This is a genomic window from Novosphingobium sp. AP12, assembly GCF_000281975.1.
GTDB lineage: Bacteria > Pseudomonadota > Alphaproteobacteria > Sphingomonadales > Sphingomonadaceae > Novosphingobium.
On sequence record NZ_AKKE01000013.1, the window covers coordinates 1 to 24261 of the forward strand.

27 protein-coding genes and 1 pseudogene are annotated in these 24261 nt (G+C 60.8%); 15 read left to right on the forward strand and 13 right to left on the reverse strand.

All coding sequences use genetic code 11. The features are described from left to right. Positions 1–193: 193 nt before the first annotated feature. Positions 194–364: a hypothetical protein gene (locus PMI02_RS26885; protein ID WP_157222344.1), complete on the reverse strand. Its 171-nt coding sequence runs from the start codon at positions 362–364 to the stop codon at positions 194–196. A gap of 8 nt (positions 365–372) precedes the next feature. On the opposite strand from PMI02_RS26885, the gene PMI02_RS25720 reads away from it, so the two are divergent. Then, a complete protein-coding gene (locus PMI02_RS25720) occupies positions 373–909 on the forward strand; it encodes a nuclear transport factor 2 family protein (protein ID WP_052025413.1) in 537 nt (178 codons plus the stop codon). Positions 910–1087: 178 nt separating this feature from the next. Here PMI02_RS25720 and PMI02_RS28305 read toward each other — a convergent pair. The 7 genes and pseudogenes from PMI02_RS28305 to PMI02_RS03000 all read right to left on the reverse strand — a co-directional run bounded on the left by PMI02_RS28305 (position 1088) and on the right by PMI02_RS03000 (position 6760). After that, positions 1088–2300, reverse strand: a pseudogene (locus tag PMI02_RS28305) (IS701 family transposase). 63 nt (positions 2301–2363) lie between these two features. Further along, on the reverse strand, positions 2364–3131 hold the full coding sequence (locus PMI02_RS02975; RefSeq protein ID WP_007678513.1) for an SDR family NAD(P)-dependent oxidoreductase: 768 nt from the start codon (positions 3129–3131) through the stop codon (positions 2364–2366). Next, on the reverse strand, positions 3128–3685 hold the full coding sequence (locus tag PMI02_RS02980; RefSeq protein WP_007678515.1) for a nuclear transport factor 2 family protein: 558 nt from the start codon (positions 3683–3685) through the stop codon (positions 3128–3130). Before PMI02_RS02980 ends, PMI02_RS02975 begins: the two co-directional genes overlap by 4 nt. 30 nt (positions 3686–3715) lie before the next feature. After that, positions 3716–4585 carry an SMP-30/gluconolactonase/LRE family protein gene (locus PMI02_RS02985; protein WP_007678517.1) on the reverse strand — a complete coding sequence of 290 codons (870 nt, stop codon included), beginning with the start codon at positions 4583–4585 and terminating at the stop codon, positions 3716–3718. Between the two features lie 36 nt (positions 4586–4621). Continuing rightward, positions 4622–4909, reverse strand: coding sequence for a putative quinol monooxygenase (locus PMI02_RS02990; protein ID WP_007678519.1), 288 nt, complete (start codon positions 4907–4909; stop codon positions 4622–4624). Between the two features lie 38 nt (positions 4910–4947). Continuing rightward, positions 4948–5817 carry an SDR family NAD(P)-dependent oxidoreductase gene (locus PMI02_RS02995; protein ID WP_007678521.1) on the reverse strand — a complete coding sequence of 290 codons (870 nt, stop codon included), beginning with the start codon at positions 5815–5817 and terminating at the stop codon, positions 4948–4950. A 67-nt stretch (positions 5818–5884) separates the two neighbouring features. Beyond that, positions 5885–6760 (reverse strand): TauD/TfdA family dioxygenase, encoded by an 876-nt coding sequence (locus PMI02_RS03000; RefSeq protein ID WP_007678523.1) that lies wholly within the window; start codon positions 6758–6760, stop codon positions 5885–5887. 108 nt (positions 6761–6868) lie between these two features. Here PMI02_RS03000 and PMI02_RS03005 point away from each other — a divergent pair, with 108 nt between their 5' ends. Further along, complete coding sequence (locus tag PMI02_RS03005; RefSeq protein WP_007678524.1) at positions 6869–7465, forward strand: TetR/AcrR family transcriptional regulator; 597 nt, start codon at positions 6869–6871, stop codon at positions 7463–7465. A gap of 146 nt (positions 7466–7611) precedes the next feature. Here PMI02_RS03005 and PMI02_RS03010 read toward each other — a convergent pair whose 3' ends face one another. Next, positions 7612–8136, reverse strand: coding sequence for a TetR/AcrR family transcriptional regulator (locus PMI02_RS03010; RefSeq protein ID WP_238538961.1), 525 nt, complete (start codon positions 8134–8136; stop codon positions 7612–7614). 215 nt (positions 8137–8351) lie between these two features. Here PMI02_RS03010 and PMI02_RS03015 point away from each other — a divergent pair, with 215 nt between their 5' ends. The 3 genes from PMI02_RS03015 to PMI02_RS03025 are packed head-to-tail and all read left to right on the forward strand — an operon-like array spanning position 8352 to position 11354. Continuing rightward, a complete protein-coding gene (locus PMI02_RS03015; protein ID WP_007678527.1) occupies positions 8352–9578 on the forward strand; it encodes a sulfotransferase in 1227 nt (408 codons plus the stop codon). Between the two features lies 1 nt (position 9579). Continuing rightward, positions 9580–10608, forward strand: a complete 1029-nt coding sequence (locus PMI02_RS03020) for a hypothetical protein (protein WP_007678529.1) — start codon at positions 9580–9582, stop codon at positions 10606–10608. Further along, positions 10605–11354 carry an SDR family NAD(P)-dependent oxidoreductase gene (locus PMI02_RS03025; RefSeq protein WP_007678531.1) on the forward strand — a complete coding sequence of 250 codons (750 nt, stop codon included), beginning with the start codon at positions 10605–10607 and terminating at the stop codon, positions 11352–11354. Before PMI02_RS03020 ends, PMI02_RS03025 begins: the two co-directional genes overlap by 4 nt. 281 nt (positions 11355–11635) lie before the next feature. Here the strand turns inward: PMI02_RS03025 and PMI02_RS03030 are convergent, their stop codons facing one another. Further along, on the reverse strand, positions 11636–13834 hold the full coding sequence (locus PMI02_RS03030; RefSeq protein WP_007678532.1) for a TonB-dependent receptor: 2199 nt from the start codon (positions 13832–13834) through the stop codon (positions 11636–11638). Between the two features lie 181 nt (positions 13835–14015). Between PMI02_RS03030 and PMI02_RS03035 the strand changes: the two genes are divergently transcribed. From PMI02_RS03035 to PMI02_RS03055, 5 genes are read left to right on the forward strand one after another with little or no spacing between them, the layout of a single operon-like run. Next, the gene (locus tag PMI02_RS03035) at positions 14016–14783 is read left to right on the forward strand and encodes an SDR family NAD(P)-dependent oxidoreductase (protein WP_007678535.1); all 768 of its coding nucleotides are present in this window, start codon (positions 14016–14018) and stop codon (positions 14781–14783) included. Continuing rightward, positions 14783–15544 (forward strand): SDR family NAD(P)-dependent oxidoreductase, encoded by a 762-nt coding sequence (locus tag PMI02_RS03040; protein WP_007678537.1) that lies wholly within the window; start codon positions 14783–14785, stop codon positions 15542–15544. Before PMI02_RS03035 ends, PMI02_RS03040 begins: the two co-directional genes overlap by 1 nt. A gap of 21 nt (positions 15545–15565) precedes the next feature. Then, on the forward strand, positions 15566–16042 hold the full coding sequence (locus PMI02_RS03045; protein ID WP_007678538.1) for a hypothetical protein: 477 nt from the start codon (positions 15566–15568) through the stop codon (positions 16040–16042). Between the two features lie 20 nt (positions 16043–16062). Next, the gene (locus tag PMI02_RS03050) at positions 16063–16872 is read left to right on the forward strand and encodes an SDR family NAD(P)-dependent oxidoreductase (protein WP_007678540.1); all 810 of its coding nucleotides are present in this window, start codon (positions 16063–16065) and stop codon (positions 16870–16872) included. 3 nt (positions 16873–16875) lie between these two features. Further along, positions 16876–18147 (forward strand): cytochrome P450, encoded by a 1272-nt coding sequence (locus tag PMI02_RS03055; protein WP_007678543.1) that lies wholly within the window; start codon positions 16876–16878, stop codon positions 18145–18147. Here PMI02_RS03055 and PMI02_RS03060 read toward each other — a convergent pair. Beyond that, on the reverse strand, positions 18144–19412 hold the full coding sequence (locus tag PMI02_RS03060) for a cytochrome P450 (RefSeq protein WP_007678546.1): 1269 nt from the start codon (positions 19410–19412) through the stop codon (positions 18144–18146). The genes PMI02_RS03055 and PMI02_RS03060 overlap by 4 nt on opposite strands. Before the next feature lie 112 nt (positions 19413–19524). On the opposite strand from PMI02_RS03060, the gene PMI02_RS03065 reads away from it, so the two are divergent. The 4 genes from PMI02_RS03065 (at position 19525) to PMI02_RS03080 (ending at position 22528) form a co-directional block, all read left to right on the forward strand. Next, positions 19525–20424, forward strand: a complete 900-nt coding sequence (locus PMI02_RS03065) for an SMP-30/gluconolactonase/LRE family protein (RefSeq protein ID WP_007678549.1) — start codon at positions 19525–19527, stop codon at positions 20422–20424. 11 nt (positions 20425–20435) lie between these two features. Continuing rightward, positions 20436–20774 carry an SDR family NAD(P)-dependent oxidoreductase gene (locus PMI02_RS27680; protein ID WP_007678553.1) on the forward strand — a complete coding sequence of 113 codons (339 nt, stop codon included), beginning with the start codon at positions 20436–20438 and terminating at the stop codon, positions 20772–20774. A 601-nt stretch (positions 20775–21375) separates the two neighbouring features. Then, a complete protein-coding gene (locus PMI02_RS03075; protein WP_052025416.1) occupies positions 21376–21702 on the forward strand; it encodes a helix-turn-helix transcriptional regulator in 327 nt (108 codons plus the stop codon). 283 nt (positions 21703–21985) lie between these two features. Next, positions 21986–22528, forward strand: a complete 543-nt coding sequence (locus PMI02_RS03080) for an RNA polymerase sigma factor (RefSeq protein WP_202948596.1) — start codon at positions 21986–21988, stop codon at positions 22526–22528. 32 nt (positions 22529–22560) lie between these two features. On the opposite strand, the gene PMI02_RS03085 is transcribed toward PMI02_RS03080, so the two are convergent. Next, positions 22561–22836, reverse strand: a complete 276-nt coding sequence (locus PMI02_RS03085) for an HU family DNA-binding protein (protein WP_007678559.1) — start codon at positions 22834–22836, stop codon at positions 22561–22563. A 222-nt stretch (positions 22837–23058) separates the two neighbouring features. Continuing rightward, positions 23059–23214, reverse strand: coding sequence for a hypothetical protein (locus PMI02_RS26890; protein WP_157222345.1), 156 nt, complete (start codon positions 23212–23214; stop codon positions 23059–23061). A gap of 760 nt (positions 23215–23974) precedes the next feature. Between PMI02_RS26890 and PMI02_RS03090 the strand changes: the two genes are divergently transcribed. Next, positions 23975–24261, forward strand: a 287-nt coding sequence (locus PMI02_RS03090) for a MucR family transcriptional regulator (protein ID WP_007678564.1), incomplete at its 3' end; no start/stop codon positions are given.

Consider the following 24261-nt stretch of genomic DNA (forward strand, 5'->3'; position numbering starts at 1 on the left):
ATAGCGGCTGCCGCCAGCGCTGTTGCGCCTAGCCCGAGTGCTGTGCGGCGATCAAGCCCTGCTGTTTGGCCCTTTTCGATCATCTTACTCCCCCCCTCGATTTTGCTCGTCGTAACGCAGCTTGTTCTCAAAGCTGACTGTGTACATTGCCGCAAACGGGCGGTGATCGCACGTCGGATAAGGGCATGTGGCTTCACCATCTTATGCTGAAGGTTTGGTGCCGGTCGATCTGTTCCGTGGTCGACCCTTTGACGACACTCAGGCCATAATTTCCACTTGCCCAGCTGCGGACGGTCCGGTCCTGCCGCCTGGCGAGTAATTTTTGCTGATCGTCGAGTGGATTAAAACGGCTGTCTTCATTCATCAGGTTTCATGCACCAGAAAGCGCTGAGCTCCCCGTTGTTTGCGACCACGATTCGACGCATTATAGCGTCGGTTCTTATATCGGAGAGGAAGCGGATGCCCAGAAGGATCGTGTTGCTTGGGGCGTTACTTGTCGCCGCACCCGCGCTCGCGCAGCTCACACCCGGCGTTCGAATGCCTCCTGAGATTGGTGCGGCTTATGGGAGGCTTGGAAAGGCCATGATGGCTCATGACGCTGCAGGAGTAAGAACCGTCTGGGCTGAAGATTTCGTAGTAAACTCTCCAAGCAACAAGGTAATCGGACGCGAGGATGTAATCGGCGTCATGGAACAGGACTTCCTCGACTATCGCGACTTCCACAAGCACATCACCTTCGTTGGCGAGAAACCAGAGGTGACCGTGGTTATGGGGTATGACACGATGATCCCAAAAAAGGGACCCGGCGCCGGCAAGCAGGTCATTCGGCCGTTCACCGACATCTGGGCGAAGCGGAGTGCGGGCTGGCAGCTGATCGCCCGTCAGGCAACAATTGCCGCTGCGAACTAATACTACAGTTGCATTTGGAGACGTTTTCTTCGGTGGCAGTAAGCTGCAACAGACTGGTGTATTCGCCGCCATCGGGACCATGCCCAAACTGCGGCGGGATGGGTCTTGGCTGTGAAGAGGAGCTTCGCGATGAGACGTCGGATTTCCGGTGTTGTGAGGATGCCCTGAGGTAAGCGCGTCATGCCGCCCGCCGCTTCGGACTCGTTTTGTCCCGTTTACTTGGGTCGCCGAGTTCGGGTTCGGCACGGATCCAGGCGGCGCGGCGCTGATCGGCAGCGAGCTTGGTGAGGAAGGCGGCAGCGGCCATGACCAGCGTCATGTGGCGATGCCAGCCATGCCAGGAGCGGGCCTCACAATGATCGAGACCGAGATCATCCTTGGCGCGCAGGAAGCATTCCTCGATGGTCCAGCGCAGGCCCGCTGCTCCGGCCAGTTCCGCGAGCGAAGCCCCTTCGCGCGCATGAGCGAAATAGTAGGCAATCTCGTCGGGGTTCCTGAGGTTGCGGCGGAACAGTAGCCAGCGTTCGAAACCGTGTTGCGTTGTCCAGTTCAATGGCAGGCGTGCCCAGTGATACAGCCGTGGCCCCTTGGCGCCTTCACCCGCCGACAGAGCATGCCAGTCACCCGCTTCGAGTTCCCCTGCCAGATAAGCGGGATCGGTCTGGACGAGGCCCTCTTGCGTGAGGAACCGCAAATGCTGGTTGGAACGCACCGCCAGGACATAGGGCTGGCCGCGATCCTCCAGCATGCGGCGCAACTTGTAATCCGAGCCATAGAGCGCATCGGCCAGCACCCAGGCGCAGGAGATGCCGGTATCCAGTGCTGCGGCGATCATCTCGCGCCATGGCCGGCTTGGTGGAGAAGGCAACATCCTCCGGCACGCTCGCCTTTTGGCGACGTTCGCTGTCCCCGGCCCAAGCCTGGGGGAGATAGAGCCGCCGATCGATCAGGGCGTGACCGTAGCGACTGGCATAGCCCAGAAACACGCCGATCTGGCTGTTCTCGATCCGCCCGGCCGTTCCCGAATATTGCCGCGCCACCCCGACCGAATGCGCGCCCTTCTTCACAAACCCCGTCTCGTCCACGACAAGCACGCCATCGTTGTCGCAAAGGGTGGCCATGACGTAATCCTGCACGCGCTCACGCAGCACATCGGCCGACCAGGCGCTCCGGCCGAGCAGCGATTGGATTCGATAGGGTCGATCCAATCCCGCCTCCTCCGCCAGCATCCATCCCGTTTTGCGCTCCACGCCCGAAAGCAGCCCATCGATGAAGGCTCCGGCCGAGGCCCGCGTCTCCGCCCGGCCCAGCGCCGGGGCAAGATGCGCCTTCAACTCCTCAAGCGCTGCCCGCCAATCAACCAGCGTCCCCACCCACTCCGCAACCGCCATGATCCAATCCTCCGCCGATCACCCGCAGGGAATCAGAAAGTGACCTCAAATGCAACTGTAGTATTAGTTCGAATAGCGTCCGCCGTTTACGCTCAGCGTGTGTCCAGTAATGTAGTCCGCATCGTTCGTCGCAAGGAAGGCCACCGCAGCAGCGATGTTCTCCGGCCGGCCGGGGCGCTTCATCGGCGTCATTGGCGCGAACTTCTCTATGTCGACTGGCGCTTCCTCCAGCCCTTCGGTGTGCACGAAGCCGGGGGGTACGTTGTTCACGGTGATTCCTTTGGTTGCGTACTCTTGCGCCAGCGACTTGGTGAAGCCGATCACGCCAGCCTTGCTCGCTGCATAGTGGGTCTGAGACGCTGAGCCTGTCTGCGCCGAGGACGAAGAGATGTTGATGATGCGGCCCCAACCGGCTGCCAGCATGTCCGGGATGATCGCCTTGCAGCACAGGAACGGACCCTTGAGGTTTATTGTAAGGAGGCTGTCCCAGAGATCCTCAGTCAGGTCCTCAAACTTGCAAAAGGGCGAGAGCGCGGCATTGTTCACCAGAATTTCGATGGGCCCAAGCACGTTGTGAGTGGCGGCCACGGCTGCGGCAATGTCTAGGGCATCTGACGAGTTTCCTCCACAAGCGACAGCTCGGCTGCCTTGTGCTTTAACCATTTCAGCGGTCTGTATCGCGCCTTTCAAGTTCAGATCCCACACCGACACGTGGGCACCATCCGCGGAAAGCCGCAGTGCGATCGCCCGGCCCAAACCACGCGCAGCGCCGGTGACGACGGCTATTTTGCCTGCCAGCGGCAGCGGGCGTTGTTGGCGCAAATTGCTCACCAACGGTCTCCGCTCTGGAGGCCAAGTGGGCGTTCGTACGACAGGTCTTCCTGATCTCGGCTCCCTCGTAAGTAGCCCGAACCAGGTAGTAGCTTGCCATTAGGAAGTACGGACTTGCCTTCGAGCGCAACTTCGACGGTTGCCCGTCGCAGCGCGATCCGCCATTCGCCGTTTCGCCGCTCGAGCCGGTCGATGTATCGACCCGCGAGCAATCGCGAGGTCTCGCTCCCTTTGTCGAGGAAAAGGCCGAGACTGTAGCTTTCCGCGTGCGCGACATCACCGTCGATCTCGCAGGCGTGCATCGTCACATTGTGGAGCGTAGCGTCAAACAGCTTCTGGTGCGCATTGTTGGCGTGCTCGCCATATTCGCGGCCAGATACCTGTTTTTGGCCAAGGTCGTGCAATCCGTCGGAATGGTAACTGCTGGTAACCAGTCCGACATCGCACCGGTCGTTGCCGCGCGAGTTGCGCTTGATGCAGTCAAAGATGGCTTGGCGGTCCACAAGGTTCTGTACGTGCGCTTCAAGTGCGGCGATGCGCTCTTCGCTGGTCATGTCTGGGTCCTCGTAGGAATGTCTGGCACCTTATCCAGCGAAACGGCTTTCGAGCCGGCCGCTTACCCCCAGACCGTCAATGACGTAGAGGCTGCCAGCTCCTTCCTCGGCAGGTGCACCGTCGATGCCGTGGGCGATGGTCGTCACGTAGAGTCGGTCCAGGTCCGGGCCGCCGAACGCGACGCTTGAAACCAGACGCACCGGCATTTCGATCATGCGCTCAACACTGCCATCGGGACGGAATGCAACGACTTTGGAGCTTCCGTAGATCGCGATCCATACCAGGCCGTCGACATCTACCGTCGCGCCGTCCGGCAACCCTCCAAGCTCGTCAGTCTTGATAAAAGTCCGCCGATTGGCGATCGCGCCGGTATCGATGTCATAATCGTAAGCGTAGGTCGTCTTGAGCCAGCTGTCCGAAAAGTACAAGGTTTTGAAGTCGGGCGACCAGCAGGGGCCGTTCGAGAAGTGAATGCCGGCGTCGAGTTGGGTAAGGCGAAGGTATGGATCGAGTCTGAACAGACCGCCGTCGGGCCCAGGCGTCTCGAACGTCGTCGTGCTGGCACCCAGGACAAAGCGGCCTCGCGCATCGACCTTACCGTCATTGTATACGTAGGTTGGGGTGGCGGGCAGGGGGTGGATATCTTCCAAGGCGCCGGTCTCGAGATCGAGAAAGTGGATGCCTGTGCGCAGCGTCACCGCCGCGCCGCCGCTTTCGCGAAGGACTAGGGTGGTGATCACGCTGGGTATTTCAAGAGTGCGCGATTGGCCTGTCAGGGTGTCGAGCGAGTGGACCCTCATGCCCGTGTTATCGATGTAATATAAGGTTTGCGTCCGCTCGTCCCACACCGGGTTTTCCCCGCCAACGCAGCGCGGAGCGTCGAGTTTGGTTATTTGCATGTATGCTCTCCCTTATGCGGCGGTTCCCGCAGAATGTCAGACGGGCATAAAGTGCACAGTCTGCTTGGCACCAACGACGTAGGGTTTCACGATTTGACGAAATTGCTCATGCGACGGTTCCGGTCGTGATGCGAGGTGAGCTTCAATCGAAGTCCATTCGGCGAGGAACATGACAGAGTTTTCATCCTCGACGCCGCGGAGCGCTTTGAATGAGATGAGACCGGTGAATGTCTGGGTGAGGGGGAGTGCCTCACGAACGAAGAGGTCGAGAAACTCGTCCATTTTACCCTCGGAGACAAAGATCTCGGCGCGTTCCAGGACCATGTTATTTTCCCTCGATCTGTGTTTCTACAGTCTGACATTTACTTGACTTTGTGGGGGGCATACTGCGGAGGAACGACTCCTGTGGTATCGCGCACTGATGGCGGAAACTTGCCTGCGATGTCCGTGATGCCAAAATCCTTGCCGACTTCCGCGCCGATCAGCGTTTTGCCATTGAACCGTACCAGATCCGGGTCATTGTAGATCGCATAAGCGACATGACCTGTGTAGTCGGGCGATTCGAGCGAATTTTCCAAGTGCACAAAGCGCTCGGGCATCGCGTCCATCATCTCGGTGAGACGCTCGGTGGTCAGGGCACCCATCCAGATCGACACGGCTGCAATGTTCGCACCAGCGTCTGCAAAGTCCACGCCCATGTCGAACGCCATCTTGTCGACACCAGCTTTGTGGGCACCGTATGCCGGTCCGAAGCAATAGTGCATTGCCCCGGGTGATGAGGTGAACACGACGAGCCCTTTATCCTGCTTGACCATGTGGGGCGCCGCAAACCAGCTGGCCACGAAGCCGCTGCGCACACCGACATCGATCATGTTACCGATATAGATGGGCTTCTCCCAAAACTGCCCGGGTGCAGACAGCGCATCCGAGACAGCGCAGGCGTTGTTAACGAGTATGTCGATGCGGCCTTGCTCTGTGATGACGCGGTTGACCATCGCCTTGACCTGCTCATCATCGGAATGATCGCAGCGGATGGCGATGCCTTCGCCGCCGGCTTGCGTGACTTCCTCCGCCGTGGCGTAGATCGTGCCTGGCATCTCGGCCGTGCCTTCCTGCTCGGAGCGCCCGGTGATGTAAACGATGCAGCCGTGCGATCCCAATGCCCGCGCAATACCCCGGCCCGCGCCGCGGCTTGCTCCAGTGACAATGGCCACTGGCTTAGATTCAGCCATGCCGAAATCTCCCATTCTTTTATCAAAAGCTCCGTCACAGGCTTTTGCCGGGCGGTTCTAAACCCTGTCAGTAGAGCGCACGTGCTGGCCGGCGCGCATCGGATGCGATCGCTTCCTCTCCCTTGAGCGTCGTACGGTGCATGACGCGGCCCGCGCCATCATCGTAGGGGTACGAGCGATGCAGCAGCCCCGGGTTATTGAAGATTACCAGATCTCCGCTGGCCCACTTGTGTCGATACGTGAAGCTGGCCTGCGTCGACCACTCCAGCAACTCATCCAGCAGAGCGCGGCTTTCCTCAGGTTCGAGGCCGGCTACGTCATGGGCCGTGGAACCGATAAGTAGCGCCGCCTTGCCTTCTTTCTGCTTCCAGACAAGCGGATGTTCAAGCCGCGGGAAGATGGCGTCCCAACGGGCGTAGTCCTCGGCGGAGGGTGCTTCATAGAGGCGACTGAGCGAAGCCGACAGCGCGTGGCCCACCCTTAGGCCGTCGATCTGCGCCTTCTTCTGAGCCGGCAGCGCAGCATAAGCGGCGTGCAGGTTGGCAAAGCCAGTGTCGCCTCCCTCAGCAGGCGCGCTCTCGCATTTTAACATCGTCGCCTTGACCGGCACCGTGTAGGACATGCCATCCATATGCCAGTAGTCGTTGCCGAGGATAAACTCGCGCTGGGTCCGGTCGTCCTTATCAAGCGCAATGCGGAAGATGCCCTTTTGACTGGCCGAGGTGCCGTCGTCCGTGACCTTGGTATCATGCTTCTCGCCAAGCGCCGCGGTCAGATCAAGGAACGTCTCATCGCTCATATTGACCTGAGGAAACACGAGCACGTTGTACCGATCGAGCGCCGCCATGATCTTCTCAGGCGTGCCGTGATTCAGCACATTGTCGGCTGCGACATCTACATAGGCGCCGATGTTCTCGTTGATCGGGCGAAATCCGATGGGCATCCTCGGGTCCTCTAGCTCACTATCAAACAGGTGTTTAATACGCATTGGGATTGCCGTCAACGCCCGGTTGATCCATGCCTGTAAGGGTGACGCTGTAAGGATGAAGTGGTGACAGCTCTTAAGGCCAAACGTATCCGCCGCACTCCCGAGACGATGCGCAAGCTGATCCTCGACATGACCGAGCGCCTGATGCTCGACGAGGGATATGCCGCCGTGAGCACCAGGCGGGTGGCACAAGAACTGAATATAAACGGCGCAACCGTCCATTATTATTTCGCGACCACCGATGATCTGTTTGCCGCTCTGCATCGGCGAATGACAAGCGATCACCTGGAGGGGCTCAAGGCGGTTCTTGGATCGTCAAGCCCGCTTGAAGCTTTATGGACCTATCAGGCCGAGACCGACCAGTCCGCGCTGGGTATCGAATTCTTTGCCTTGTCTAATCATCGCAAGACAATGCGTCCTGTTCTCGCAGCCGTGGCGAACGAAGCTCGGCAAGCGCAGGCTGAAGCGCTGGCGCCGGTAATTGCTTCGCTTGGGCTTGATTCCAAGCTGCTGCCACCCGTCGCCCTTGCGACCATGGTCGTGGCCATCACTCGAACGCTCAAGAATGAGGAGCGAGTCGGGATCACATGCGGTCACGAAGAAGTCCGCGCGTTCTGCGAACACTTATTGCGCAATCTGCCCGCAGCCGATCATAGATAATTTTGTCCTTAGCTTTGCCGCTAGTCGTTGCTGCCGTGGCTCGGCTTTGGGAACCTATGGATCATGCTGCGAGCATCGCCTGTGCGCGGCTTCTGGACGCCACGTGGTTCGTGAAGAAGACGACAGCATGAATGCGTCTGGCGGGTTTAGTCTTCCACCTTTAGGAAAAAGCGCTCCACCATGCTCAACACCTCCTCGTGGCCCGACGACACTCCAAGCTGTCGTTCACGGGTGAGAGCCAAGGCAACGCTACTCGCTACGATTGCCAGTGCCGGCGCGGGTATGTCGCTTTTGGCGGCCTTTCGCTTCAAAGCCGTTTCGATCGCCTCAATCTCGATCGCGCGTGCGGCTTCGATGAAATGAACGACTTCGGCGCGCAGAGCGTCGATACGATTCGCGAGTGCCATGAATTCCGAGATCAGACGGGCATCAGTACTACCAACGTTGGTGTCCCATATCTCGCGAAGCGCATGATCTGATTCCAGCGCATCATTCAGGCGTGCCAGCTCGCGCTCGGACAAGCGCTGAAACAGCGCGACCACGAGATCATCCATCGTGTGGAAATAATAATACACCAGGCGTTGCTTAACGCCGATGCGCTCGGCGATGCGGCGCGACGTCAACTCGGCGTGCCCTTCCTCCCGCAGGATGGCTTCCGCTCCGTCGAGCATCGTATGCCAAACTTCGGAGCCCCGCGGTCCCATCCGCCGCGCGGGTCCTGGCTTCGTTGTTGTCATAAACCCCTATCCTTCGCGATTGCCTACAGTGGCGACGGTAACCCGTAAAGGGCGACCTCCATGCAGCCCCTTGACACATCGACCGATCCGCTAACATAGTGACGAACATCCATGGCGCAACGCCGCGACATAAGCCGATGGAGAGGATCATGACTGTTGATTTCGGCAAGATGGGCGACTGCCCCCATCCACTGACCCTTATGGAAATGGCAGTCGACAGAACGAGACTAGACGACTTCGGGCATCCTGGACGCAATGAAGGCCTGCTGCCCTACGTGGCTTCGATCAGCGAGGATACTTGGGCGAGCATGACTCCGGTAGCGCGCGAACTCGCGGTGGATTATCTCGTGCATCAGCTCTGCGTCCGGCTTCGGCTCATGAACGACCGCAAGTCGTTTCCCGAGATTGGCCAGCAGTCCATCAAGGCGCCGTTGATCGTCGTGGGTCCACCCCGATCGGGCTCGACCCTGCTGCATAATCTGATCAGCCTCGATCCCGATAACATGGCTCCCGAACACTGGTTGTGCCGCGAGCCTTCCCCGCCGCTAGCCCTGGGCGCGCCAACGCCGGCGCGGCTGCAGGCGGCCGAGAAGCGGATGACCGACCTGTTCGACCTGATCCCTGATATCTTTATAACCCACCCCTACATGATCGAGGAAGGGACGAGCGGCGCGCTGGCCGAGTGTGGCAGCGACATCTTGAGCCTCACCTTCACCAGTCAGCAGCTCTGGTGTTTCTGGGGCGGCGAGACCTATCGCCGCTGGTTGCTGGAGGCCGATCACACCGCGGCGCTCGGCTTTCACCACGATTTTCTCCAGCATGCCCAGTGGGGGCAGTCGCGCAAGCGCTGGGCGCTCAAGGGCTCCGATCACATGCTGTGGATGCGCGAGCTTGCGTTGCAATATCCTGACGCGAAGCTGATCTGGATCCACCGCGACCTTTCGCAGCAGCTCGGTTCGCTGGCGTCGGTCCAGTCGATCTTGAAGGGTCTTAACGGCCATCCTGTAACGCCGGAGGCGCGCCGGGCCCAGGGACGTAGGGCAATTGACCTGCAATTAGCAGCAGTCGAAAAGGCCATGCAGTCACGTGACGCGGTTGGCGACGAGCAGTTCATCGACGTGTCCTACCATGATGTGATGGCTGATCCCCTGGCGACGATACGGCGTGTTTACGGCCAGTGCGGCCTGACGGTATCCGACGAGCACGCGACCCGGATCCGCAGCTGGCTGGGCCGGCATGACCCGACCAAGCATGGCGTCCACAGGCATTCTCCCGAGGAGTTCGGGATGGAAGCCCAAGAGGTCAACGAGCGGTTCGCTGGGTACCTCGATCGGTTTGGATTTGGCTTCGGTATCCGGCCCGAGCTGACCGTCTGAAATGGCCAGGGACCTGTCAGCCGGGCTCGATCCCGCGTTCGAGTATTTCGCGGGAAAGAAGCCGAGCGATCCGCGAGTGCGCGATTCCGCTACCTTATGGATCATGGACGGCGAAGGTGAGATCGCCTTGCCGCGCGTGACCATCGACGCGATCGGCGAAGACTGGGACACACCGTGGGTCCAGCTCAATCTTGTCGACCGCCGGGGACGGACTTTACGCCTGTGGTCGCAGGAACCCGGCGATCCGGCGCCCGATGGCGAGGGCCGGCAGTTGAAGCGCGGTGCCGGGCCACTGCGGTTTCAATGCGTCGAGCCGTTTCGTCGTTGGACGATGGAATTTTCCGGCCAGGCGCTTTCCTCGACAACGACCAGACAGATCGCCGGCGAGGCCGATGGCGAGCCGGTCGATCTCGCCTTCCGGTTCGAGGCGGAAATGGCGGCGCCGCCCTGGCTGATGGGCGGCATGACCGCTGAAGCGGCCCAGGCGATGACATCGGGCGACGGCGGTGCGTTGATGGGAGGGATTCGTTACGAGCAGCTATGCCGGATCACGGGCCATACCCACATCGACGGCGAGGAGCGTTTCATCAGCGGCACGGGAATGCGGGTCCGCCGGCAGGGCGTGCGCAACATGGGCGAGGCGCTGGGCCATTGCCAGCATTCGGCCCTTTTCCCTTCTGGGCGCGCTTTCGGCGCGATCATCATGGCGCCGGGACCGGAAGGACCCGAAGCGTTTAACGAGGGCTTCCTGTGGGGCGGTGACGGGCAGCAGGTACCGGCCCGTGTAGTCCGCGCCCCGTGGATGACCAGGCTGGTGGAAAAGGGAGACGATGCCAGTCTGGTGCTCGAGACCGCTGCCGGCACGGTACGGATAGGGGGCGAAGTGCTGGCGTCGGTGTTCGACCACCATATGTTCGAAATGGCCGGGACCTCGGTATTGCACCAGGGAACCGCGCGCTACGTATGGGATGGGGAGGAGGCCATCGGCTTAATCGAGCGGTGCACTCTGAAAAACAGGATCGGCGCATGAGGAAACGGATCGCCCTGGTAACCGGCGGCGGCGCGGGCATTGGCGAAGCCACGTGCCTGCGGTTGGCACGCGCGGGCCATGCAGTTGGTGTGCTGGGGCGGCGCAGGGAGAACACCGAAGCCGTCGCGCGCGCCATTATCGCCGCGGGAGGGCAGGCCATCCCGGTCCTGGCCGACGTCGCCGATCGTGCGCAGGTTGAAGCTGCCGTCGAGGAAGTGCGCGCCGGGCTGGGACCGATCACGATTCTGGTGAACAATGCCGGCATCGAGGAATTCGCGCCGTTCCTGCAGATCGACGATGCGTCTTGGGATCGTGTCATGGCTGCCAATCTCAAGGGTCTGTTCCAGGTTACCCAGGCAGTCCTGCCCGACATGGTGGACGCTGGCTGGGGCCGCATCGTCAACCTCACCGCGCTTGGCTCGCAGATCGGCGCGGCGAACATGGTTCACTACACCGCCAGCAAGGGCGGTGTCACGGCGATGACGCGATCGCTGGCGGTGGAATTGGGCAGCAAAGGCATCACCGTCAACGAGATTTCACCCGGCTTCATCCTCACACCGATGGCGCGCCGCGCGATCGAAGGCGACCTGTTTCCGGTACCTTACGAAGAGATCGTCGCGACCTATCCGATTCCGCGCGTCGGCCGACCTGAGGAGGCCGCTGCGGCTATTGCCTATTTCGCATCGGAGGATGCCGGCTACGTCACCGGACAGACGCTGGGCGTCAACGGTGGCTGCTGCCCCTGAGCCGACCTCAGACCCCTTAGGAGGGCTACATGACTTTCGCGGCGGTCGAGGCGCGGTTCCGCGCTCGCTCGTTCGGGATCAGTCATGCTTCTGCTGGAACCGACTGAGTTCCACCGTACCAGTTCAGGTGGTAAGGCGGCTCGTTCATTTCGTTGAGGCGGCGCAACGAGCGCCACAAGCGCGACCGGTACCGAGCTCGTTTTGCTTTCGAACCGCCACGACGGGATATTTCATGATCCTGTCATTGCGGTTCGGCCTTGGTTAGCGCGGCGCAGTCCAGATCAAAAACTGAAGCCCAGTTCCACGCCGTAGGTAACCGGCGCGTTCCAATTCGCGCCCAGGCCGAAGCTGTTGTACTGCATCGAGGTCAGGTAGCGCTTGTTCGTGAGGTTGTCCCCCCACAGCGCCACTGTTACCGCGTCCGACGGATCGGTCCATTGGATGCGCGCTGATGCGACCTCGTACCCCTTCTGCGGGAACTGAACCCCAGAGGGCCCGAAGAAGAACTTGGAAGTGTAGTAGAGGTTGCCCGACAGCGCGAGTTCGCCCCCGGCCAGACCGGTCTTGTAAACGGCGCCGAGGCTGCCGGTGAATTCGGGCGTGCGCTGCATGGTAACGTTGCGCAAGGTAGTGCCTGAAGCAATGACGAAGCTGAACGGGCAGGTCGAAGGGTCGGCGCAGCCGCTTCGCACGTAGACCGGCGCATTGTCGAAGTTCTTGTAGCGTGCATGCGTCCACGACGCCCCCGCATTGAGCTCGAGACCTTCGACCAGGCGCAAGCGGACCGATCCCTCCAGTCCGTAAATCTCGGAACTGGCCGCGTTAGTGATGTTCGCGCGGCCGTCAGCGAGATAGCTAGATACCTGAAGGTTCTTGTAGTCGTAGTAGAATCCCGCAGTCTCGAGCGTCAGGACGCGATTGCCGAACTTCGCGCCGACTTCGTAGGCGTTGACGTTTTCAGGTTTGATCTGGTTGCAGGAAAATGCCGGCGGGTTCTGGCAAGAGCCGCCGACGTCGATGACCGCTGCCTTGTAGCCCTGAGTGTAGGATGCATAGATGCTGGATTGCTCGGTCGGCTTGTAGCGGATGACCAGACGCGGCGTCAGCTTTTTGGCCTTGATCGAGGGCACCGGGTTCTTGGTCGTCCCGACATCGTAATAGGCATCGGAGACAGCGTCGTGCGCATAGCGCGCGCCCGCCGTCACAAAGAGCTTTGGCGAAAGCTCGTAGGTCGCGTCGGCGAAGGCGGCATAACTCTTCGTCGTCGTGCTCGATCCGCCGAGGCGGGTCGGTCCATCGGGATCACGGAACGCGCCAGCGGTGTCGGCATAGGTCTGGAAGGTATCCTTATTGCTGAAATAGAACAAGCCGGCCGTCCACTGCAGCGCTCCGCCCGGTTTGGAGTTCAGCAGAATTTCCTGGCTGAACGTCTTGTCGTTCACCGGAATGCCGATCTGGAACAACGGCACCGCCGATACGTCGAGATCCTGCGACTGGTTCACTTTTTCGGTGCGATATTGCGTGTACGATGTGAAATCGGCGAGCCCGAGGTCGAGCTTTAGCGTGCCTTGGAATGTGTCGGACTTGGAACGGAAAATGCCCGGCTGGTCCTTTGCCACTAGATCCGGATCGGTCGTGAAAGTGCCCGGCGGCGCGAAGAACGGCGCCCCTATGCCCAGCACCGGATCGACATAGGCATTCGAACTGACCGGTCGCGGATCATCGAGCTTCACCCGCATGTAGCGCAGGACTAAGGAACCGCGCTCGCCCACGTTCACTTTCAGGCCAGCGCGAAGCGAATAACTGTCGTATTGACCGGCGTGGCCGTCGCCGTTGGCGATGTTGGTCAGGAAGCCTTCGCCGTACCGATACATACCCTCGAGATCGACGGCCACGCCCGGCGCTATGCCGCCCGTGACGTAGCCTTGCGAAAGTAGGTCATTGAACCGCCCGAAAGATGCTTTGAACTTTCCGCCAGGTTCCTCGCTGGGCTCGGCAGTTTGGATAAGGATCGCGCCGCCCGTTGTGTTGCGCCCGAAGAGAGTGCCTTGCGGCCCCTTGAGAACCTGAACACTCTGTACGTTCATCAATTGGCTGTTTGAGGCGAGCGGGTTGGGCGAATAGAATCCGTCGACATAGATGCCGACATTTGCGCCGCCTCCCGAGGTCACCACGGACGTGCCGATCCCGCGAATGGTCGGCTGCGTGAAGCCGGCCGCGCTGTCGAAGCGCAAGGACGGTGTGACCTTGGCAATGTCCACCAGATCGCGTGCGTTGGCGGTGGCAAGCTGATCGGCGCCGAGTGTGGTGACCGTGATCGGCACATCGACTGACCGTTCGGCACGACGCTGGGCGGTGACGACGATCTCCCCATTTCCGGACGAATCCTCCTCGACTTGCGCGAACGCAGTGTCTGGGACAATCAGAAGTGAGATTGCGAGTACGGCCATGGACGCGCCGTTGGTGCCGCGCAGGTTCATAAGTCTCTCCCTGAATTCATGCGCAAGCCATGCGCATCCGACCGTGGCATCCACACCGTTTGGCGGCGATTCCCAGCTCGTTCGTCAAATTGTTAGCGAGGCGGATTTGGAAGTCAACGGCAGTGATTGACCGCAATGGTCGGCCTCGCTACCAACATGACGAACAAAGCGGGAGAGAGCAATGAGCAATGAGTCGAGACGCCTCGAAGGCAAAGTCGCGATCGTCACGGGGGCAGGGCAGGGGATCGGCGAAGCGATCGCTGTCGGCTATGCGGCAGCCGGCGCCAAAGTGCTCATCACCGGTCGCACCCAGAGCAAGCTCGATGACGTCGTCAGCAAGATCGAGGCGGCCAGCGGTACGGCTATCGGCATGGAGGCCTTGGCAGGAAACAGGGAGCATGCGGCGCTCACAGTCGACCGGGCGATCTCAGAATGGGGACGGGTCGATGTGCTGGTGAACAATGCCCACACGTTCACCGACTTCCTGCCAATCGAAGATCCGAAGATGGAGGAAAACTGCAACACCGACATTCAGTCGGCCTTCTTCGGCTCGTTGCAGCTGATGCAGCTGTGCCATCCCCACATGGCCGCACAGGGCGGCGGCTCCATCATCAATATGGGCACCGGTTTTTCCATCCGGTGCGAGCCCGGGTTCCTGGCGTACGCGGCCACCAAGGAAGCCATCCGCGTGCTGACGAAGACGGCGGCGAAGGAGTGGGGCAAGCACAAGATTCGGGTGAACACCATCCTGCCTTCGGCGCTGACACCTAAATCCATCTGGTATCTGGAAGACAGCGGCACTTATGATCAGGAGTTGGCCAAGGTTGCCATGGGCCGCTTTGGCGAGCCCAAGGACATCGCGCCCACGGCCGTGTTCCTCGCGAGCGACGATTCCGACTTCGTGACCGGTCAGACGATCGGTGTCGAAGGCGGGACGACGATGCTGTGATGGCGATGGAGAGCGTGATCCGCACCGCCATCGTCACCGGAGGCGCGTCCGGGATGGGCAGGGCGACGTCCCTGCGCTTTGCGCGTGACGGACACGCCGTCGGTGTCCTCGACATTGATGGGAAAGGTGCCGCCGAGGTTGCCGATGAGATCAATGCGGCGGGCGGAAAGGCAATCGCATTGACGGCGGACCTGGGCGAACGGGGCCAGATCGAAGCCGCCGTTGCCCTTACGCGCGAGGCTTTAGGCCCGGTCACTATCGTCGTGAACAATGCCGCGGTCGAAAGTTTCGCCCCCGTCGCCGAGGTCACCGATGCCGACTGGGACCAGCTCATGGCAGTCAACCTGAAAGGCGCCTTCGTCCTGATCCAGACCGTGCTTGACGATATGGTCGCTGCCGGCTGGGGCCGTGTGATCAACGTATCAGCCTTCGGCGCCCAGATCGGCGCGCCGAATATGGCTTTGTACACGGCCAGCAAGGGCGGCGTAATCGCGATGACGCGCTCGATGGCGGTCGAGCTTGGTCGCCAAGGGATCACAGTGAACTCGGTGTCGCCCGGCTTCATCGACACGCCGATGGCGCGCCGCGCGATCGACGGGGACCTCTTCCCTGTGCCTTATGAGCAGATCATCGCAAGTTATCCCATTCCTCGCCTCGGTAAACCCGAGGAGATCGCCGCAGCCTGCGCGTTCTTTGCTTCGGAAGACGCCGGCTACGTCACTGGGCAACTTCTGGGCGTCAACGGCGGCACCGCATTCTGACAAAATCTTCGGGAGAGAGACATGCAGAAGTTCGTCAATCACGTCGACCACGTCGCTTGGCTGTCGCGGCCGGAGAACCTCGATGCCAACGTAGCGCATCTCGAACAGCTCACCGGCGCCACCCTGGTCCGCTTCGATCGGCTCGACATGGGTTTTTCGATGTGCATTTCCTGGGAAGCCGGGCTGGAAATCGTCGCACCGATGGTCGAGCGCACCGATTTCAACCAATGGCTGTGGAGCCAACTGGAAACGAAGGGCGAGGGAGTCACCTCTGTAGTCTTTGGGGTGAAGGATCTCGACGCGCACAAGGCGAGGCTCGAGAAACTGGGCATCCCCGTAGGTCCGTTGATGGACGATCATCCCGACTCGCCCTGGCACGACAAGCTCGTGCTCTTGGAGCGTACGGTCGGTGAGGTGATGAACACCAATTTCATTCTTGGCGACATCGACTATGCCGACGGTGTCATTCCTTTCGGCGACGCCGCGCGCGACGTCTGACCGAAAGGGGTTGTAAGCACATGGCTATCGCCGACGTTTCTAACAAATCGCTCGCCAATCTTATTTCCCTGCAGGGCCGCAATGCCGTCGTGACCGGCGGCGCGCAAGGGCTCGGCAAAGCCATGGCCCGGCGTCTCGCCGAAGCCGGTGCATCCGTGCTGATCGGCGACCTTAATACCGAACGGGCCGAAGCAGCGGCAGCTGAGCTTGGCGAGCGCTACGCCGCCAAGGTCATCGCAACCCGTCTCGACGTCACTGACAACACTTCGATCGGTGCCGCCGGCGAACTCGCGCAGAAGAAGCTGGGCGGCATAGACATCTGGGTGAACAACGCCGGGCTTTATCCCAATGTCGGACTGCTCGATATGACCGACGAGGCCTGGGATCAGGTCATGTCGGTCAACCTGCGCGGGGTCTTCGCCTCTTGCCGCGAGGCCGCACGGCGCATGATCGAAATGGGCCGAGGCGGCGTGTTGATTAACGTGGTATCGACCGCAGGCTTCAAAGGCGTCGCACCGGGCGTGGCGGCCTATGTCGCGTCGAAGCACGGGGTTCGCGGGCTCGTTCGCCAACTGGCGATCGAGCTTGCGCCACACGATATCCGCGTACTCGGCGTCGCGCCGACCTTTTGCGAAACCGAAGGCAACGCGGCGGCGCTCGCCGCGCTGCCCGAACGTGTCCGCGACGAGATTTCCGCCACGCTTACATCGAGGCTCGGCCGGGTCGGCGTTCCCGACGACATTGCGCGCGTCGTTCTCTTTGCCGCTTCCGACATGGCGGCTTTCATGACCGGCAGCACCTTGCTTGCCGACGCTGGCGAGGTTGCCTGATCCATGACCGACTTTTCTCAGACCGACATCTACACCGATGTCTCGCTGGTCGATGATCCCTGGCCCTATTTCGAGTACCTGCGCGAGCAGGGACCAATCACGCCCTTGCCATATCGCAAGGTCCTGGCCGTCACCGGGTTCGAAGAGGCGCTTGCCATCTATGCGGATACGACAAACTTCTCGTCGGTGAACGCGGTGACGGGGCCGATCCCCGACCTGCCATTTACCGCCGAGGGGGACGACATCGCAGGGCTTGTCGCCGAACATCGCCCGCAAATTCCCTTTGGCATGGAAATCGCCGGGCTCGACGCGCCGCTGCACGGGCCGATGCGATCGCTGTTGATGCCGTTGTTCACGCCCGGACGACTGAAGGAAATGTCCGCCGGTTTTCGCCAGGTGGCGGAAGACCTGATCGCCCAGTTCGCTGCCAGCGGCGAAGTGGAATTTATCGCTGATTACGCCAACCCGCTGGCGACACTGATCATCACCGAACTGCTGGGTATCCCGCATGAAGACCGCCCGATCTTTCTCAAAGCCTTCTCTATGGGAACCCCGGCAGAAATAGGCGCATCGGCAGACCAGATCGCCTCCAACCCATTGATCGAGATGGGCATGCGGATTGCCGGCTACATCGCCGCCCGCCGCGCCGAGCCGGGCGACGATCTGCTCACTCAACTCGCGCTCGCCCGCTTTCCCGACGGCTCGGAGCCATCGCTCGAACAAGCCGCGAGAGTCGCTTGCTTCCTGTTCGGTGCAGGACAGGACACGACGGTCAAGCTACTAGGCAATTCATTGCGCCTTCTCGCTGATCGGCCGGACCTGCAGGATCAGCTACGCGAGGCCCCTTCCCGTATCCCCGATTTCGTTGAGGAAATGCTGCGTTTCGAAGGTTCGATCCGGGCCAGCCACCGGCTTTGCCAGCATACGACGGAAATTTGCGGCTATCGCATCGAAGCGGGCACGACGGTCTGGATCGCGAACCTGGCAGTGAACCGCGACCCCCGGCGTTTCCCCGATCCGGCCACATTCGATATGAACCGGCCGCGCCTCAAGGAGCACCTTGCCTTCGGCCGTGGTAGCCACACTTGCGCGGGAGCGCCGCTGGCGCGGGCGGAGACGCGCCTGAGCCTGGAGCTCCTGCTGAGCCGCTTCGGAAGCATCCGCGTCGATGATGATTACCATGGCCCCGCGGGGGCGCGCGTTTTCCACTATGAGAACAGCTACGTTCTGCGCGGGCTTGCCGAGCTTCACCTGCGCTTCACAAGCGCGGCCTAGGCCGGTGTGAACTCGATGTGCAGCTCGGCCAGGCTGCGGAAGGTGTAGGTCGGTTCGAAGCGATAGCGGCGCGTTTCGGGCGGACCGTGGCGCGCTTCGGAAATCCGGATGTCCGTCACTCGAGCAAGGAGGTGCTCGATGGCGATGCGTGATTCCATCCGGCCCAGGGGTGCGCCCAGACAACCGTGGGCTCCGCGGCCGAACCCCATGTGGTCTCGCACGTGCGGCCGGTCGATGTCGAATTTTTCGGGATGTTCGAAATGTGCGGGATCGTTGCTGGCAGCGTTGTAGCACACGGTGAGGATTGTGCCGGCCTGCACCTCGACGCCGCCAACCCAGGTATCTGCCAGGGCAAGGCGATAGGCGACCTTCACCGGGGCGTCGTAGCGCAGGACTTCCTCAATGAAATCGGGTATGCGCCCGGGTTCGTCATGTAGCCGCTGCTGCAGCTGCGGGTCTTCGCCAAGGATCAGGATGGCCATGGCGATGAGGCGCGAGGTCGTTTCCTGTCCCGCGCCGAACAGGAAACGGGCGAGGCCCGACACCACGTCGAACGCGGGCCGCGAACCATCCTTGAACGTCGCGTGCACCAGGTCTGACATGAGATCGCCACGCGGGGTCTTCAGCCGGTCCTGAAGGTACTCGTCGAAGCGCGGCTTCATGAAGACCAGCGGGTCGGACCCAATCTTGTGGACCGCATCGCCGTCGACCTGGCTGGGCGGTGCACCGATCAGCTCGAGGAGCTCGGCCCGGTCGCCTTCGGGAATGCCCATCAGGTCGGATATGGCATAGATCGTGGTAGCGTGCGCGTATTCCGGCACAACGGCGCATCGCCCGGTACCGACGAAGCCGTCGATCAGGCGGTCCGCCAAGGTGTGCAGGTATGCCTCGTTCTGCTTGAGCCGCTTGTACGTCAGCAGCCCCCCCATCAACATGCGCAGCTCCTGATGCCGCTTGCCGTCCATGCAGACGAGATGGTCGGACCACGGCATCGCGCGGCGGTGGGCTTCGACCTGGTCGCGAATATCGCTGCCTTCCGGTGAAAACGGCAGGCCGGGGATCGGCCCGACGACCGAGCAGGCGTTCGAGAAGACACCGGTCTTGTCATTGAGGATTTCAAGCGCCTCATCGAAACCCGTGACCATCATCGTATTCTGATATCCCTCGCGCAGGATCGGTCCCTGCGACCGCATGAGATCGAAGTAGCTGCGCGAATCGGCGATCACGCCGGGGTCGCTGAAGAAGTCAGGCGCTGAAAACGTCATAAATCCCCTCTCGCCCTACGCGGCATCAAAGCGCGTATTGCAGATGTGCTCGTCATTATGTTAGCAGCACGGCAACGCGGTTGTAAATCCAATCGGCGCCGAGGGAGAGCGTATGGAGAATCTGGTGGTAGGCACCTTCGAGAAGGTCGCATCCGGAATCTATATCGAGGGCCTGGCGGTCGACCACGAAAGTGGCACGGTCTGGTACAGCGATGTCATCGCCGGCGGGGTCCACGGCACGAAGCCCGATGGAACCCGGGTCGGCTCCTTCAATCCGAGCCGGATGTGGACCGGCGGCGTTATGCTCAACCACGACGGCGCCGTGCTTTCCACCGGCGAAGGCGGCATCATGTGGAATCATCCGGAAACGGGCCGGTCGGGCTGGCTGCTCGACATGCTGGATGGCCAGCCCATCAACGGCATCAACGAGATGATCCCCGACGGTACGGGCGGCATCTTCTTCGGCACCAACGATATCGAAATGGTCATAATGGGCCAACCGACCCGGCCGACCGAGATATGGCGGCTGACCGCCGACCGGCAGTCTATCAAGCTCGCCGATGGCATCGGGTTTACCAATGGCCTGGCCTACGACGCGGAGCGCCGCCGTTTCTATTGCAACGACACCTTCCACCGAACCTGGGCGTTCGACGTCGCCGATGATCTGACGCTCAGCAACCGGCGCTCCTTCCTCGAGAAGGAAGACGTCGACGGGCTGGCTCTCGACGCGCAAGGCAATGTCTGGATCACGGGATTCCGATCCAACTACCTCACGCTCGTCTCCCCCGACGGTACGCTGCTCGACCGTTACGAAACGCCCGCCGGCTCGATCACGCAAATTCGCTTTGGCGGGGCGGACATGTGCGACCTCTTTTTCAACTCGGTGCCCGCCGACGGGGGAGACACGTTGAAGGAGGGGGGCGAGATCACCGCGCAGAATTCTTTCCTGTTCCGTGGCCGCTCTGCCGTGCCAGGACTGCCCATCGTGCCTGCGCGCTTCGATCTCGCCTGAAAGGATTACCGATGCCCGAGCATGCACCCGTCGTCCTCGTCACCAGAGGCAGCCGCGGCGCGGGAAGAGGCATCGCCATCGCGCTCGACGCCACGGTGCATGTTCCCAGCCGCTCGACCGCGCAGCGCGATCATCCGCTGCCTGGCACGATCTTCGAAACGGCCGACGCAGTCAAGGAGTCCGGCGGGAAGGGCATTGCCGTCGCCTGCGACCACAGTCATAAGGGCCAGGTAGAGGCGCTCTTCGCGCAGGTCGAGGCCGAGCAAGGCCGGCTCGATGTCCTCGTGAACAACGCCGCTTCGGTCTACGACGAACTGACTCAGCCGGGAAGTTCTGGGAAAAGCCCCTGAAGCTCGCCGATATGATCGACGTCGGCATTCGCAGCAGCTACGTGGCCTCCTGGTACGCTGCGCCGATCCTTACGAGGCAGGACAAGGCCTTGATCGTCTCACATCGGCCTCGCTTGTTTCAGCGTGCGCCGGTCGGCTGGGAGCGGTGGGCGTATAGGGCTCGCTCCATTTACTGCGCGCCGGTCGCTTTTGGGCGCTGAAGCCCTGCTTGACCGGGGTGGGGTAAACGACCCGATCAATATGACTTAGGAGGGGTTTTACACCGGAATGCACTTGGACATCGCGAAGTATTTCTCGATCCGAAGGGCGCTTTCTGAATTGCGCAAGTGTCCCTTATAAGGGAATTCGAGCGGCCTCCACCTGGCAGATGCGTTGTCGCCTGTTGGTGGATGCCCAGGGATACGCGCGCCGGTCAGCGGCGCAAGGTCCAGATCCCTTGGAGAACGCCATGGCGACAGGGCGCGTTTGCGCGCGTGAGGCGCAGTTCAAGAATGATCACCTTCCTTGGACAGGGGGTATCGTTCAATCGGGCGCCTCACGGTGCCGTCCGGGCGGGATGCCCAAGTTGGCTGCCTGGCAAGTGTCCACTGCGAAGCGGTTCATGCTTGGCAGAATCTCCCACCGTCTATCGATCGGGGAGGTGGCATCGGCCTTGGGGCTGTCTAATAGCTACTTCGTTCGAGCTTTCAGCAATACGGTGGGCGTTGCGCCATATTGTTGGCTTTTAGAACAGCGGATTAACGAAGCGCGCCAGCTCCTGAGCCATACCACCATACCCATTGCTCAAATCGCGCTCGAGTGTGGCTTCACCGACCAGAGCCATTTTACCAATGCTTTCAACCGGAGGGTCGGCACGACCCCGTCGAAATGGAGGAAGGAGGAGGCCAGCATCCGCTTGTATCTTTCCTGGTATCATCGGGGCTCCTAGCCTCCTCTGCGGGCGTGGGCTGGGCATCGATCAGCAGACCGGATAGGCTGCCTTAAAGCGACCAATTCATCGGAAACATGAAGGGCGATAGCTTTGCTGCAACGAGATATGACGTGGCGTTACCACTGCCTCTTGCAATCATCACAATGGTATATCGTGTTGATCGGCAATGGCCACGGGCATAACGGATTATATAGCAAGTCGTCGAGGACGGGGGAGCGTCTCGTATCTGCGCGATGGGCGTATGAATGACGAACGGTGTTGGAGGAGAACAGCCTCCAGCGTGAAGCGATCAAAGTTTCAGCATAAACTATCAACGATTACTTCGATTCGTGCGCTTTTGGGAAGCTTCGAATCCGATTATGTGCTGCTGTTGCAGCGGCTTTCGGGGCGGCTTGGTTCGAGAGAAGCCGCAGTGGAGGCGCTGCACGATACGTACATCAAGCTGCGATCCCGGCCAGAGATAGGGCAGGTGAAAAATCCGCGTGCCTACCTCTACCGCATGGCGATGAACCTGGCAAAAAACAGAAGGCGTAACGAAGCCAGGATCGTGCCTTTCGCGATCGCGGCATTCCTTGATCTCCCGGATACGGCTCCCAGCCAGGATCGCGCGATAGGGGCGGAACAGGCCATAAAACTTGCCGTTGCGGCGCTCCGTTCGCAGTCAATCAAGAGGCAGGAGATTTTTCTGGCGAAATGGCGCGACGACAAATCTCAAGCGGAGATTGCCGCGGACTTCGGGATGCACAAACGCTCGGTGCAAAAGGAACTCGCAAAGGCAGAAGCATTCGTCCGAGCAACCCTGCGAAGCACTATGGCCTTGTAAAGAGGGGCCGGGTCTTTCCCGGCCTCCGTCGGTCAGGTGTTCAGCATATCCTTGACGGCCTTGGCAGGGGTGAATGCCGGCTTCTTCGAGGCGCCAATCTGAATGGTCGCACCGGTCGAAGGGTTGCGGCCCTCGCGTGCTGGAGTGTCCTTCACCTTGAATTTGCCAAACCCATTGAGCGAGACTTCTCCGCCATCCGCCGCCGCCTGGGCAATCGCGGCAAAGACTCCGCCTACTGCTTTGCGGGCTTCCGCTTTCGTCATGCCATGGTCGGCTGCCAGCTTCTCCGCTAGATCGCTACTGTTCATTGCAAATCTCCTGCTCCATTTGTTCCTCGTTCAGGGCGTCTTGGCTATCGACGCTCGCGGAGGCGCAAGATGACTTGGAGCGGTCATGAGCAAAGCACCGCGCTCGTTGGGGTCATGCGGAGCGGCCTTTTGCGGGCTCATCGCCCGCGCCATGGACGAGCGTGGCCGAAACTGCTGTACTTTGGCGCCGATGCTCGGTTTCTGGTGCGCCCTGGGGCCGCCTTAGGTATGCGCGAGCGCCCAGGGGGCGTCCTCATAGGCAGAAAGGGCAGTGCCAAGGTCATCGGGGCTTGCGACGATCGTCCGGGCAAGGTCGGCACCGTCGTACATGGCGCGGTTGGCGCCAACACCGGCGAACGGCGACATGAGATTAGCCACTTCCTCAACGAGGGGCACTCCGTCTCGTCGGGGCCATTGGATGTAGTAGACAGTAAGTGCATAGATCGGTCGGAGGGGTGGTTCGGCGATGCTACCCGTGATGAGGTCGGTAAGGTGAGGAGCCCAGCCTGCGAACCGTTTCGCGATTTCAGCGAGGCCGGCGGAGTAGACTGCTGCTCGAAATGACGCCGGCTGGGCAGGCCGGTCAAAGGATCCGACTGGGCCAGCCCCCGCAGCCTGGCGGCAATTCGCAGTTCGGCCGTGACATCGGTGAACAGCCAGATGCGGCCATTCTGTCCGTTATGTCGGTACCAAAGCCATGCGACAGGATCGCCGCCGTCTGGCCGGTACCACTGCGTCGGCCATGCAATTTAGCGAAACAGCTCACGCATTTTCCATCGGAAGTTAGCCTTCGCGGAAACCCATAGGCCAGATAGGGTTAAAGCTTCAACTGCGATTGCGCATGTTCCGGCATTAGGAGCGCAAGAGCCTTTGAATTTGGCGTTTCGCGATGCCAACTATCGACTTTATCCGTGTCTGGCTCATTCCGTTAAGCGATCTGAATGTTTGATGCAGCAACCGGACGAGCCCTAGCTGCTGAGGACTGGGATAGTACATTGCCAGAACGAACGTCGACCATCAGCTTGAAGTGGGCGTTTGGGACCTTTTGCGCTTGATCTGACTTCTTAACACAGCGATGTGAGTATCGCGTCTATCCAGGCCAGTAACCTTCCCCGCGAGCAAACGAGAGAACCTGCCGATGGCTGAATCCGAAAATCAAACCGATGTTGCCGCGCTGACCGTGCAATTGCTGAGCGCCTATCTGGCCAACAATACGGTTGCGTCGGAGGATCTGGCGGGGCTCATCCGCACAACGCGCGCGGCACTGGTCGAAGATACCGCGCCCGTCGCGGCCGAACCCGAGGCGCCGACGTACACTCCGGCTGTGTCAGTGCGTAAGAGCCTGGCTTCCCCGGATCACATCATCAGCATGCTCGACGGAAAGCCCTACAAGACGTTGAAGCGGCATCTGTCCGCGAATGGGCT